Origin of the sequence: Pseudomonas sp. NY15354, assembly GCF_048068075.1 — a bacterium.
GTDB lineage: Bacteria > Pseudomonadota > Gammaproteobacteria > Pseudomonadales > Pseudomonadaceae > Aquipseudomonas > Aquipseudomonas guariconensis_C.
Window position 1 is genome coordinate 25,335 of record NZ_JBLUPV010000005.1, and the last position, 12,785, is coordinate 38,119.

A 12,785-nucleotide genomic window follows, 5' to 3' on the forward strand; every position below is an offset into this window, starting at 1 on the left:
CTTGAGATATATTCGATAAAGCGTATATTCACAAAATCATATATCCATCGAGACTCGTGCTCGCCAGCCCATGAGAACCGCCATGATTGACCCCTTGTCGCCCACCCAGGTTTTCAAGTGCCTCGCCGACGAGAACCGTGTGCGCATGATGCTGCTGATCACGCGCGAGGAAGAACTGTGCGTGTGCGAATTGATCTGTGCCTTGGAAGAAAGCCAACCCAAGGTGTCCCGCCACCTGGCGCAACTTCGCACCTGTGGCCTGCTGGAAGACCGCCGTCAGGGCCAGTGGGTCTATTACCGGTTGCATCCCGCATTGCCCACCTGGGTACGTGAAGTGCTGGCAACCACGCTGGAGGCCAACCGCGAATGGCTGAGCACCAGCACCCGACGCCTGGATGCCATGGGCGAGCGCCCCCAGCGCGCTGCCTCCTGCTGCTGACGCTCGCCTTGGCTTCAAACAAAAGCCTGCGGCCTCTGTGATGAGTGAAACCATGACCGACCACCCTATTCCCAACCTCGACGACGCGCTCATTGACCTGCCAACGGCGGACAAACTGGCGCGCGAACAGCCCTCCACGCACAAACCACGGATCCTGCTGCTCTACGGATCGACCCGCGAGCGCTCTTTCAGCCGGCTGCTGACCGAAGAAGCGGCCCGCCTGCTGGAACACTTCGGTGCCCAGACGCGGGTCTTCAACCCCTCGGGGCTGCCACTGGCCGATGACGCTCCCGACGATCACCCCAAGGTCAAGGAACTGCGCGAACTGGTGCTCTGGTCCGAAGGCATGGTCTGGTGCTCGCCTGAGCGCCATGGCGCAATGACCGGCGTGTTCAAGTCGCAGATCGACTGGATTCCCTTGAGCATGGGCGCCGTACGCCCTACCCAGGGCAAGACCCTTGCGCTGATGCAGGTCTGCGGGGGATCGCAGTCGTTCAACGTCGTGAACCAGTTGCGCGTACTGGGCCGCTGGATGCGCATGTTCACCATCCCCAACCAGTCGTCAGTGCCCAAGGCCTATCTGGAGTTCGATGAGGCCGGCCGCATGAAGCCGTCCGCGTACTACGACCGCGTCGTCGATGTCATGGAAGAACTGGTGAAATTCACCCTGCTGCTGCGCGACCGCGCCGATTACCTGGTCGACCGCTATTCCGAGCGCAAGGAGTCGGCCGAGGAACTGTCCACGCGCGTCAATCAACGTTCTATCTGAGCCCCTCATGACCTCCCCCACTTCCAGTGGAGGTGGGCTTACCGCACTACGAGCACACGAACATGACAATCAAAGTAGGCATCAATGGTTTTGGACGTATCGGTCGCTTGGCGCTGCGCGCGTCCTGGGCGTGGCCAGAATTCGAGTTCGTGCAGATCAATGACCCGGCCGGCGATGCCGGGACCCACGCCCATCTGATCAACTTCGACTCGGTCCACGGGCGCTGGCACCGCGAAGCCAGTGCCGAAGGCGACTCGCTGGTGATCGAGGGCAAGCGCATCAAGGTCACCGCCAACAAGGCGATTGCCGACACCGATTGGTCAGGCTGCGACCTGGTCATCGAGGCCAGCGGCAAGATGAAGTCGGTGGCCGTGCTCCAGGCCTACCTGGACCAGGGCGTCAAACGCGTGCTGGTCTGTGCCCCGGTGAAGGAAAAGGGCGCGCTGAACGTGGTGATGGGCGTCAACCAGCACCTGTTCGATCCGGCCTTGCACCGCATCGTCACCGCCGCTTCCTGCACCACCAACTGCCTGGCGCCGGTGGTCAAGGTGATTCACGAGCACCTGGGCATCCGCCACGGCTCGATCACCACCATTCACGACCTGACCAACACCCAGAGCATTCTCGATACACCGCACAAGGACCTGCGCCGCGCCCGTGCCTCGGGCATGAGCCTGATCCCGACCACCACTGGTTCGGCCACGGCGATCGCCGAGATCTTCCCCGAGCTGCGCGGCAAGCTGAACGGTCACGCCGTGCGCGTACCGCTGGCCAATGCCTCGCTGACCGATTGCGTGTTCGAGGTGGAGCGTGCGACCACGGCCGAAGAGGTCAACGCGCTGCTCAAAGCCGCTGCCGAAGGCCCGTTGAAGGACATCCTGGGCTATGAAGAACGCCCGCTGGTGTCCATCGACTACCGCACCGATCCGCGCTCCTCGATCATCGATGCGCTGTCGACCCTGGTGGTCAACGGCACTCAGGTGAAGCTCTACGCCTGGTACGACAACGAGTGGGGCTATGCCAACCGCGCAGCGGAGCTGGCCCGGCTGGTCGGCGCGGCGGAGTAAGCAACGATCATGAAGGCGTTGTCAGCCCTGTCTCTGGAAGTGCGTCAGTACCTGCTGGTGACCGGCAACTACTGGGCCTTCACCCTCACCGACGGCGCCCTGCGCATGTTGGTGGTCCTGCATTTCCATACCCTGGGCTACACGCCACTGCAGATCGCAGCGCTGTTCCTGTTCTACGAGGTCTTCGGCGTGATCACCAACCTGGTGGGCGGCTACCTCGGCGCCCGCCTGGGGCTCAACCGCACCATGAACATCGGGCTGGGCCTGCAGGTGCTGGCCTTGCTGATGCTCACGGTGCCGGCGGCCTCGTTGACGGTGCCGTGGGTGATGGCCGCCCAGGCGTTGTCCGGCATCGCCAAGGACCTGAACAAGATGAGTGCCAAGAGCACCCTCAAGCTTCTGGTGCCGGACCACCAGCAAGGCACGCTCTACAAATGGGTGGCCATCCTCACCGGCTCGAAGAATGCGCTCAAGGGCGTGGGCTTCTTCCTGGGCGGCGCACTGCTCGCGCTGCTCGGCTTCACCCTGGCGGTGCTGGCCATGGCAGCGGTGCTGGCGCTGATATGGATCGGCAGCCTGGTCCTGCTGAAAAAAGACCTGGGCAAGGCCAAGGCCAAGCCGAAGTTCCGCGACATGCTGTCCAAAAGCCGGGCGATCAACATCCTCTCGGCCGCACGCTTGTTTCTCTTCGGCGCCCGCGATGTGTGGTTCGTCGTGGCGTTGCCGGTGTACCTGAGCACCGCCTTCGGCTGGGATTTTTTAAAGGTCGGTGGTTTCTTGGCCGCCTGGATCATCGGCTATGGCATCGTCCAGTCGTTTGCCCCCTACATCACCGGCAAGAAGCGTGGCCATGTGCCGGACGGCCGAGCGGCCTTCACGTGGGCCATTGCCCTCGCAGGATTACCCGCGCTGATTGCCCTGGGTCTGACTGCCGGGGTGCCAGCACAGGCCGTACTGCTCGGCGGGCTCATGCTGTTCGGTGTGCTGTTCGCGGTGAATTCATCGCTGCACAGCTACCTGATCGTCAGCTATGCCAAGGAAGACGGCGTATCGCTGGATGTGGGCTTCTACTACATGTCCAACGCCCTGGGGCGGCTGGTCGGCACCCTGCTTTCGGGGTGGGTGTTCCAGGCGTATGGCCTTGTGGCTTGCCTGTGGATCTCCTCGGCCTTCGTACTGCTGGCGGCCTTGATATCAATCGCGTTGCCACGGCACACCAAAGGGGTCACTGCCTTGCACTAGAAGGGGTGAAGCCAACTTTCGTATTGAAGTGGTGCACCAGGCCGAGCGCACAGCTCCCGATTGTCAGCCAATGGGGTTTGGCTTGATCGCCAGAATGCTGCAGGGGGCACTGCCAAGGAGTCTGTCGGTGGTATCCCCAATCAGCTTGGCCCAGCGTTTGGGCTGCACCACCCCCACCACGACCACATCGATCAGCAGCGAGCTGATGTGCGCCTTGATGACGCGCAGCGGTGCCCCCTCGACGAAGTACCGATGCGAATAGGCAATGCCGTACGCATCGGCCAAGGCGTCGAATGGAACCCGTAGTGACTCGCGCACCTCCTGCGCCCATGGCTCGGCGAGCGCCGCATTGGCCAGCATGGCCATGGGCAGGTCATAGGCCGACAACAGGTACACTTGCCCCTTGCACTGGCGCGCCAACTGCTGACCGGCCTCCACCAACTGGTGATTGAGCGCCTGCTGAGCGGGCTGCGGACTGGCTACATCGACCGCGATCAACACCTGAGCCGGCATGGCAGGGGCATTGGCCGGCACGAACTGGAACGTTCCTTGGCCAGCATGCAATAGCGCGTAGTCAAGGGAGGTCTGCGCGATCTGGTCGAACATCGAGCTGACGGGACAGTCCTTGATCACCAGATCAGGTGCGAACTTCGCGATATAGGCGGGGATGAAATCACGCGCGTTGAGGGTCTGAACGGCCTCGAACGATGGGTGTGTCAGGTGGGCGCCCTGCTCGTCCAGCAATGCTTTGAGCTGGGCGCTGAAATGCGCGAACGCTGCGGTCGAGACCGCGGGTTGCTGCAGCGCGTGGTGCAATTGCAGCTCAGCGGGTTCATGGACAGCGAGCACATGCAATGCAGCACCCGATGCGTCTGCCAGCGCCAGGGCCCGGAGCAAGGCGGCCGGACGAGGCTCGGCCTTGGTCATGATCAAGAGAATCCGACGGTACGCGCTCATCAGCCACCTCCCGAGGCGAGGGTAGACACTCGCAGCCCCGTCATTATCGGAGCGGGCGCTTGATCAAGCTTGATAAAAATCAAGGCGCGCTGGCGTGTTTTCCACCCACCGCCCAGGTCCGGCTCAGCGCCGATCCAGATACCGGTAGAGCGCTTCCTCCTGGTCGAAATGCAGCTTCGCCAGGGTGTCCAGGCGAATGAGCTGATGCTGTATCTCATCAGCGCTGGGAGGCCGTGTCGCCTGACTGAAATCGTCGCTCATACGAGACAGCAGATGGATGAGCCGAAAGATTTCTCGGTGGGTATGGCTCATGGTCGACAACGGATCTTCACCGGGTATGAAACGGCTCAGTAGCGGATAGAGCCGGCGTTCGTCATCGCGTTCGTGGCGCTCCAGCAGGTTGTGCAATGCGCAGACCAAATTGCGCAAGTCAGCCTGTGCCTTGTCGAGGGGGCGGCTGGAAAAATCCTGGGCCATCTGGCTCAGCTCCGTCAGCACGCCGTCCAACTGCCGGTGCTCATCCTCAAGCCGATCGATCGCTGCGACATCGATCCCAACGCGTCGCCTACCGGGCCAGGGCCCTAGCGCGCGCAACGCATTGCCGATGATCAGCAGATCGATCCCTTCCTGCAGGATGGCGCCGAGCAAAGCCGGCAGGTAGCCTGCCGCTGCGATGAGCATGGCCAGCAACGACAGGCTCATCCCGGCCCACACCCCCTGGCGAGCGATGTGCACGGCATGTCGGGCAATGTCCAAGGCCTCGACCAGCCGGTCGAATCGGTCCACCAGCAGGACCACACCGGCCGCCTGCGCCGAGGCCGTGACACCAGACGCCCCCATGGCCACGCCGACATCGGCGGCGGCCAGGGCGGGCGCATCGTTGATGCCATCGCCGACCATCAACGTCGGCGCACGGCGGCAGCCTTCCTGTACCAGGCGCACCTTGTCCTCGGGCGTCAGGCCAGCATGCAGTTCGTCGATGCCCGCCGTCAGCGCGATCGTCTGCGCGGTTTCCAGACGATCGCCCGTGAGCATGGCGACCTTTTCGATACCACGGGCGCGGAGCAAGCGCAGGGTCTGAGGCGCCTCCAGACGCAGGTTGTCGGCCAGCCTGATCACCCCCTTCAACTGGCCGTCGATCGCGACGAAGCTGCCACTGCAGGCCAGGTAATCCAGTTCCTGCAAGCGCGCCTGAGCCCAGGCATCGGTCTGTGCTTCATCGTGGACATAGCCCACGGTGCCCAGGCGCACGGCATGACCTTGTACGGTGCCGGCAAGCCCCTGCCCGGGAGCCTCCTCTACAGCCTGCGGCGGTGTCAGCGACACACCGCGCACACGAGCGGCCTGGACAATGGCCTGGGCGATCGGATGCGAAGAAGCCTGCGCCAGCGAAGCGGCCCATTGCAGGACTTGCAGCGGCGCACCCTCGCCCTGGACCTCGATCGATTGCACGTGGGCGTGGCCGCCGGTCAAGGTGCCGGTCTTGTCCAGAAACACTTGCCGAATCCCGGCGAGCGCTTCCAGAACCTGGCCATCACGCACGAGGATGTTGCGTCGCGCGGCCCTGGAAATACCAGAAATGATGGCGATGGGCACCGCCAATATGAGCGGACAGGGTGTAGCGACCACCAACACGGCCAGCACACGCTGCATATCGCCACTGAGCCACCAGGTGGCCCCTGCGACCAACAATGTCAGCGCAATGAAGCCCAAGGCGTAACGATCGGCCAATCGAACGAAAGGCGCGCGTGATCGGCGCGCCGCCTCGGCCAGATGCACGATGCCCGCATAGGTGCTCTGCGCTGCCGTGCGCGTGGCCAGCACCAGCACCGGCGTACCGGTATTGGTTACGCCGCTGGGCAGCAGTTCGCCCGCATAGCGTGTGACAGGCAGCGATTCGCCGGTGAGCGCAGCTTCATCCAGGATCACCTGAGCGCTGACCAGGCGACCGTCGACCGGCACCACCTCACCCAGGCGCACCAATACGGTTTGACCGGGCTGAACCGCGCCCACGGGCACTTCATGCAGCCCGTCGTTCTCCTGGATCCAGGCACGCTGGGGTGCCCGCTCGATCAAGGCCCGCAGCTCGCGCTCGGCGTGCTGCAGGCTGAGTGCTTCCAGTGCGCGCCCGGTGGCCAGCATCAGCGCGATCACCGCGCCGACCAACATCTGCTCAAGCCACAGCGCCGCCAGGATCGATACCAGTGCGATGAGATCGATGCCCGCTTCACGCTTGGCCAGGCGTCTGACGATTTCCACCGCCAGCACCAAGGCCATCACACTGCTGCCTCCCGCCCAGATCAGCGCTGCCCAGGCAGGCTGCTGCGCGGCATAGGCACCTGCGCCGAACAGCAAGGCCAAGCCACTGACGAGCAACAGGCCCAGGTCCAGCCACCGGCGAGACATGGCGGTTACTTCTGTTTGGCCTGCTGCAACCGTCGGACCTCTTCCTGGGTCTGGGTCGCGATACGCAGCGCCTGGTTGGCAGTCTGCTCGACCAGATCGATCCGGTAGCAGACCTGATCGGCGCGCAGCCTCGCAGTGGCGGCATTGTTCTCGGCCGATTCCAGGCGCGCGTCGAGTTCCTCGGTACGCCAAGGACTGCAGCCAGACACCAATACCAGCACGCTCGCCAAGCCGATAAGCAGATAACGTCGCATGTCCATGCCCTCGCAGGTGCCGAAGATAGCCTGAGTATCCGCAGCGCAGCAGGCAGCGGCCTGACATTTATCAAGCTCCTGTAGCGTGGGGGCTGCACGTCGATCTTGACCTTTATCAATCGCGCCAGGCCACTGGCGGGTAAAAACAGCTCAAGGCAATGTCGCCTGCGCACCTATCGACAGCGCCTAAGTCGCCTCAGCAATGGAAGGCCCGAGCCCCTTGTCTCGAGGAATTGCGGCCATGAAAAAAGATCAGCCATCGAAACTGTATTACCTGGCGATCGCGCTGGCGCTGCTCACTGCCCTGCTGTTCAGCCTGTTCGACCGCTCGGCTGTCGTAACCCTGCCTTACAGCCAGTTCCTGCAATTGCTCGAGCAGCAGAAAGTCAGTGACCTGCAAATCAGGCGCAATCGTATCCAGGGCAGGCTGCAGGAGCCCATCGACGGACGCGAGCGGTTTACCACCGTGCGCGTCGACCCGGCACTGTCGGCGCAGCTCAGCCAGTCCGGCGTGGCCTTTACCGGCCTGGCGGAAGACAACACGATCGCCGACATGGCGGGCTGGTTGCTGCCGCTGCTGGTGATGCTCGGTGCCTGGTTCTTCATCTTCCGTGGGTTTGGCGAAAAGCAGGGGCTGGGCGGCTTGATGAGCGTCGGCAAGTCTCGTGCGCGGGTCTATGCCCAGCGGGACATCCAGGTCACCTTCGCCGACGTTGCAGGGATCGATGACGTCAAGGATGAACTGATCGAAATCGTCTCGTTCCTGAAAAACCAGGCCTGGTATGCACGCCTGGGCGCCCACGTCCCTAAAGGCACCCTGCTGGTCGGCCCCCCTGGCACCGGCAAGACCCTGGTGGCCAAGGCCATCGCCGGGGAAGCGGGCGTCCCCTTCTTCTCGATCTCCGGGTCAGAGTTCGTGGAAATGTTCGTGGGGGTAGGCGCCGCCCGGGTACGCGACCTGTTCGACCAGGCTCGGCAGGCAGCACCCTGCATCATTTTCATCGATGAACTGGACGCCCTGGGCAAGATGCGCGGTATCGGCAACCTGGGCGGCAATGACGAAAAGGAGCAGACCCTCAACCAATTGCTGGCCGAACTGGACGGCTTCGATCCGCGCGAAGGCGTGGTGCTGCTGGCAGCGACCAACCGCCCCGAGGTCCTGGACCCGGCGTTGCTGCGCGCAGGGCGGTTCGACCGGCAGATCCTGATCGACCGACCTGATCGCAAGGGCCGCCTGGCCATCCTGAAAGTGCACCTGCACAAAATCGTCTACAAGAACGACCTGGATTGCGAGCGCATCGCCGACATCACCCCAGGCCTGACCGGCGCCGACCTGGCCAATCTGGTCAACGAAGCGGCCATCGTCGCCACCCGGCGTGCCAGCCAGTGGGTCGAACTGGAGGACTTCACCGCAGCGGTCGAACGCCTGGTCGCTGGCGTGGAGCGCAAGAGCACCGTGCTACGTGAAGACGAACGCCAGATCGTGGCGTATCACGAAATGGGCCATGCCCTGGCTGCCAGCAGCCTGCCGGCGATGGACCCGGTCCACAAGGTGTCGATCATCCCCCGTGCCGCAGGCTCGCTGGGCTATACCCTGCAACGGCCGACGGACGACCGCTTCCTGATCAGCGCGCAGATGCTCAGGGACCGTATCGTCGTGCTGATGGCCGGACGTGCGGCCGAAAACCTGGCATTCGGCCAGGTCTCCACCGGGGCCGCCGATGACCTGGGACGCGCCACCGATATCGCCCGACAACTGATCACCCGGTTCGGCATGAGTCCGGCGTTGGGTCAGGCGGTACTGGAGCGCCAGCAGGCCAGTTATCTCGGGGAGGCCCTGCTGCGTCAGGAACACAAGGACTATTCGGAGCAGACCGCGCGGGAAATCGACCTCGGTATCCGTGAGCTGCTCGAGCAGGCCTACCAGAGAGCCCAGGCCTTGCTCGAGCAACGCCGTGCAGACCTGGACGCAGGCGCGCACTTGCTGCTGGCCAAAGAAACCATCACACCGGAGGAATTTCCCGCACTCCAGCCGCAGCTCAAGGAGCCTGTGACCTACCCGTTGGTCGGCAGTGCGAAATGATGACCCGACGCCGACCAGGGTGCCTGCCATGCTCACCGTCACGCTGATCAACACACTGGTCGTGATCCTGGTGGTGATCATTCACTACGAATGCCTTCTGCGCCTGAACGACTGGCTGCCACGGCTGAAACTATGGAGCCGCTTCCGGATCGTGGTCGGCGTGTTCGGGGCGCTGCTGGCCCATGCACTGGAGGTGTGGTGCTTCGCCCTGGCCTACTACCTGATGGACAATGCCCAGGGCTGGGGCTCGCTCACGGGTCAATTCGACGGCTCGTTCATGGACTGCGTGTACTTCTCCTTCACCACCTACACCACCATCGGCTTCGGCGATATCACCCCCACCGGCAACCTCAAGTACCTCACAGGCCTGCAAGCGCTGACAGGCCTGGTGCTGATCACCTGGACCGCGTCGTTCCTGTTCCTGGAAATGCAGAAGTACTGGAAAGCCAAGTAGCGAAGTCTCAGGCGCTTGGTGGCGGTGTCCAGTGCCATTGGGCAATTTGATCTTTTCCACCGCTCAGGCGCCGAGTTGACCCTGATCAAAGTACCCTCATGGCATGGGCCTAGCCTGAATACAGCACACAAACGTACGCGTGTTCGAGGTGCATATGAGGCATGAAGAGGGAGGTGTCCGATTGCTGGAGACCTTATCGGGCTCAGGCACTCAGCACTATTTACGTTTGCAGCTCTGCAGCCAGCAGCACACTGAAGCTATGCCAGGGCAGTATTGCCTGCTGGGCACTCACGGGCTGCATGTGCCCTGCAGCTATGTCTGCCTGCCAGGCGTGGCCGGGCGATTCATCGTGACTACGCACGGCGCCCAAGCACTAGGGCGGGAGGGCGATTTACTGGACTATTCTGGCCCGTTGGGCAGCGCCTGGCCGCTTCCCTTGCACAGCACCCGGTTGCTGGCCATCTCGCGGGGTGAAGGGATACTGGCGCTCCTGTGCACCCTGGATGAGATCCACTGTTGGCTACCCTGGGTGCAAATACAACTGTCGCACGAAGGCTTTCCCATCGATCACCTTCCCGCAGAGTGTCTGCACGGGCTTTCGGCGCGCTTCCCGCTGCCACGCAACAACAGTTGCAGCGGATGGACACTACTGGCGAGTCAATTGGAGGGTTTCAGGCCGGACACCGTCTACTGCTGCGCGCCGGAGCAAGTCGCGCGCCAGGCGGCCCGTATCTGCTGGCAAAAAGGAGTGCCCGCGCAGCGCATCTGGCTGCGTACGGATCAAGTTCCGCGCCCAGCCGGGTGCTGGCAACCGGCGCTGGGCAGTCCTGTACAGCGCTATGACCGACTACTCTCGTTGCTCAATTGGCGTCTTCCAATCGACCGAGATTAACCAGGCCTTGTTGGTCGACAATCCTGACTTCCCGACCGACGCATTCAATGAACCCCGCCTGGACGAAACGGCTGAACAGCCGACTGATGGTTTCGAGGGTAAGGTCCAGGTAATTGGCGATATCACCACGAGACATGGGCAGATTGAACAGGTCCGTACGCAAGCCCCGTTCGTGATAGCGAGCTGACATGCCCAATAGGAAGATCGCCAGACGCTGATCGGCACGACCATGACAGCAACGAAGGTGTTCGTCCTTGCTCTGAATGCCCTGGCTTAGCATGTGCAACAACTGATAGCGCAGGCCAGGAATCTGTCCTGAGAGGTCAACCAATTGATCGAGCTTGATGGAACAGACGAGCGACACGTCCAGCGCCAAGGCATAGCTTCGATAATGACTGGCACCGATGGCGTCCAGGCCAAGCATTTCGCCCGGCAGGATAAATCCAGTGACCCGCTCGTTGCCCTCGGCATCGAGCAGGAAGTTCTTGATAGCCCCTGAACGCAGCGCGAACACATGGTCCATGGGCTCATCGGCCTTGAACAGGTACTCGCCCTTTTTCAGAGGGCGGTTCCGCCGGACGATGCGCTCGAGTTTGTCCACTTCCTCTGCACTGAGGCTGGCTGGCAGGCAAAGCCGACTCAATGAGCACGCAAGGCACTTCACGTGGGGCCTCGCCCCCACATCTGCAGAGTCTGACATGACGATGCCTCCGCTTTTTCGGGCAGAGCAATTATCACGTTAGCCGCTTCGTCTGAAGTTTCCGCTATGGCCGACCAAGGGTCATTTAGCCCTGTCAAAACGTGAGAAATATCAAGACGAGCCGTGCGCCCAGGGCATTCAGCGATGCGCACCAGCCAACGATGATCCTTGCCCAGGACGGCTGCGACCACCGGCAACCTGGCATTTGATAACGATCAAGTCGAGTCAGGAAAACGTGTTGAAACTAAACCTTGACCCTGACCTGCGAGGAAACTGCCATGGCTACCGCCGATGTCCCCCCAAAGTACGCCCTCTCCTCGTTCCCTGCCCCCAGCGGCGAGCATTGGATCGAAGCACTCGACAATGGCACCCATGTACTGATCAGGCCCTTGCAAGCCAAGGATCGCCCGCGCGAAAAAGCCTTTATCGAACGGCTGTCGCCGCAATCGCGACACTTTCGCTTCCTGTGCCAGCTCAAGGAGCCTGGCGAGGCGATGCTGGACCAACTGATGGATGTCGACCAGGACCGGCACGCCGCCTATGTCGCGCTTGCCCACGTCGACGGCGAACTCCAGGAAGTGGGTATTTCCCGTTATGCCGCCTGCGAAAAGGATGACGCGTGCGAATGCGCAGTAACCGTGCTCGACAGCTGGCAACATCATGGTCTGGGCCGTCTGCTGCTCAAACACCTGATCGACCATGCCCGTGCCAGAGGCCTGCAGCAGATGTATTCGATCGACGCCGCCGCCAACATCGCGATGCGCGACCTGGCCAAGGCCGCGGGCTTCACCACGACCCGGGATCCGGATGACGCAAGCCAGGTCATCCATCGTCTTTGGCTGAAATAACGCAAAGTCGAGGCGGCCCTGCGGGGCCGCCAGTTAGCTAGCGCGTCGTCGAAGCCGCTTCTTCCGGCAGCAAATCGAACTGCGCCAGACAATGCCGTTCGTCCGCGGGCGTCAAAGCCTTGAAGGTAACCATTGGCTGCAGCGGCGTCTGGAACATCGCCAGTCGGATCACGCCATTGCGGTCCAGAAAGGTCTGCGCCAGGCATGTGCACACGGGCCTGCCCACCCGCGTGGCGAGCGATTCGGCCTCGGGAACCTGCGCCTGGGCCAGCAGGTTGGCCTGGCACCGATCCACGATGCGCTCCACGGAGCGACCTGCCAGCCAGAGCGTGCTGGCGCCGAGCACGGCCAAAAGCACCAGCATGCCCAGCAGCACGTTCGACTCCCGGGCGACCGTGCGGATGAACGCGAGCCTGGCCTGCCAGCCGGTGGTCTGCCCCTCGAAAATGGCTTTGCCCACCGTGCGTCTCACGCCGCGCTGCACGGCCCACCCCACTGCGATGCTCAAGGCCAGCAAGGTCAGCAGGACAGCGGGATCACGCAGGGGAAGGCGCCAGGGCGAACCCAGTGCCTGGTAGGCGGAGGTGGCCACCACCCAGGTGACGATGGCCATGATCCACCCCAGGCTGCCCCTGGGCCGTTGCATCCATGCCTTCAGTTTTGCCCTTGCTTGT

General features: G+C 62.7%; 12 protein-coding genes. 7 read left to right on the forward strand and 5 right to left on the reverse strand.

Annotated elements, in window-relative coordinates; translation table 11 throughout:
- The first annotated feature begins 82 nt into the window (after positions 1-82).
- The 4 genes from ACNFCH_RS06745 to arsJ all read left to right on the forward strand — a co-directional run bounded on the left by ACNFCH_RS06745 (position 83) and on the right by arsJ (position 3,517).
- Positions 83-439 (forward strand): metalloregulator ArsR/SmtB family transcription factor, encoded by a 357-nt coding sequence (locus tag ACNFCH_RS06745; RefSeq protein ID WP_416742478.1) that lies wholly within the window; start codon positions 83-85, stop codon positions 437-439.
- 52 nt (positions 440-491) lie between these two features.
- A complete protein-coding gene (gene arsH / locus ACNFCH_RS06750; RefSeq protein WP_416742479.1) occupies positions 492-1,208 on the forward strand; it encodes an arsenical resistance protein ArsH in 717 nt (238 codons plus the stop codon).
- A gap of 62 nt (positions 1,209-1,270) precedes the next feature.
- The gene (locus tag ACNFCH_RS06755) at positions 1,271-2,275 is read left to right on the forward strand and encodes an ArsJ-associated glyceraldehyde-3-phosphate dehydrogenase (RefSeq protein WP_416742480.1); all 1,005 of its coding nucleotides are present in this window, start codon (positions 1,271-1,273) and stop codon (positions 2,273-2,275) included.
- 9 nt (positions 2,276-2,284) lie between these two features.
- A complete protein-coding gene (gene arsJ, locus ACNFCH_RS06760; RefSeq protein ID WP_416742481.1) occupies positions 2,285-3,517 on the forward strand; it encodes an organoarsenical effux MFS transporter ArsJ in 1,233 nt (410 codons plus the stop codon).
- Positions 3,518-3,580: 63 nt separating this feature from the next.
- On the opposite strand, the gene ACNFCH_RS06765 is transcribed toward arsJ, so the two are convergent.
- The 3 genes from ACNFCH_RS06765 to ACNFCH_RS06775 all read right to left on the reverse strand — a co-directional run bounded on the left by ACNFCH_RS06765 (position 3,581) and on the right by ACNFCH_RS06775 (position 7,134).
- Positions 3,581-4,474: a universal stress protein gene (locus tag ACNFCH_RS06765; RefSeq protein WP_416742482.1), complete on the reverse strand. Its 894-nt coding sequence runs from the start codon at positions 4,472-4,474 to the stop codon at positions 3,581-3,583.
- A gap of 123 nt (positions 4,475-4,597) precedes the next feature.
- Positions 4,598-6,880, reverse strand: a complete 2,283-nt coding sequence (locus ACNFCH_RS06770; protein WP_416742483.1) for a heavy metal translocating P-type ATPase — start codon at positions 6,878-6,880, stop codon at positions 4,598-4,600.
- Between the two features lie 5 nt (positions 6,881-6,885).
- The gene (locus ACNFCH_RS06775) at positions 6,886-7,134 is read right to left on the reverse strand and encodes an Lpp/OprI family alanine-zipper lipoprotein (RefSeq protein WP_196162245.1); all 249 of its coding nucleotides are present in this window, start codon (positions 7,132-7,134) and stop codon (positions 6,886-6,888) included.
- A 241-nt stretch (positions 7,135-7,375) separates the two neighbouring features.
- On the opposite strand from ACNFCH_RS06775, the gene ftsH reads away from it, so the two are divergent.
- Complete coding sequence (ftsH, locus tag ACNFCH_RS06780) at positions 7,376-9,217, forward strand: ATP-dependent zinc metalloprotease FtsH (RefSeq protein ID WP_337158651.1); 1,842 nt, start codon at positions 7,376-7,378, stop codon at positions 9,215-9,217.
- A 28-nt stretch (positions 9,218-9,245) separates the two neighbouring features.
- A complete protein-coding gene (locus ACNFCH_RS06785; RefSeq protein WP_337158650.1) occupies positions 9,246-9,671 on the forward strand; it encodes a potassium channel family protein in 426 nt (141 codons plus the stop codon).
- Between the two features lie 860 nt (positions 9,672-10,531).
- On the opposite strand, the gene fnr is transcribed toward ACNFCH_RS06785, so the two are convergent.
- The gene (gene fnr, locus ACNFCH_RS06790) at positions 10,532-11,263 is read right to left on the reverse strand and encodes a fumarate/nitrate reduction transcriptional regulator Fnr (RefSeq protein ID WP_416742484.1); all 732 of its coding nucleotides are present in this window, start codon (positions 11,261-11,263) and stop codon (positions 10,532-10,534) included.
- 278 nt (positions 11,264-11,541) lie between these two features.
- On the opposite strand from fnr, the gene ACNFCH_RS06795 reads away from it, so the two are divergent.
- Positions 11,542-12,111: a GNAT family N-acetyltransferase gene (locus ACNFCH_RS06795; protein ID WP_416742485.1), complete on the forward strand. Its 570-nt coding sequence runs from the start codon at positions 11,542-11,544 to the stop codon at positions 12,109-12,111.
- Between the two features lie 37 nt (positions 12,112-12,148).
- Here the strand turns inward: ACNFCH_RS06795 and ACNFCH_RS06800 are convergent, their stop codons facing one another.
- A complete protein-coding gene (locus tag ACNFCH_RS06800; RefSeq protein WP_337158648.1) occupies positions 12,149-12,757 on the reverse strand; it encodes a hypothetical protein in 609 nt (202 codons plus the stop codon).
- Positions 12,758-12,785 lie beyond the last annotated feature (28 nt).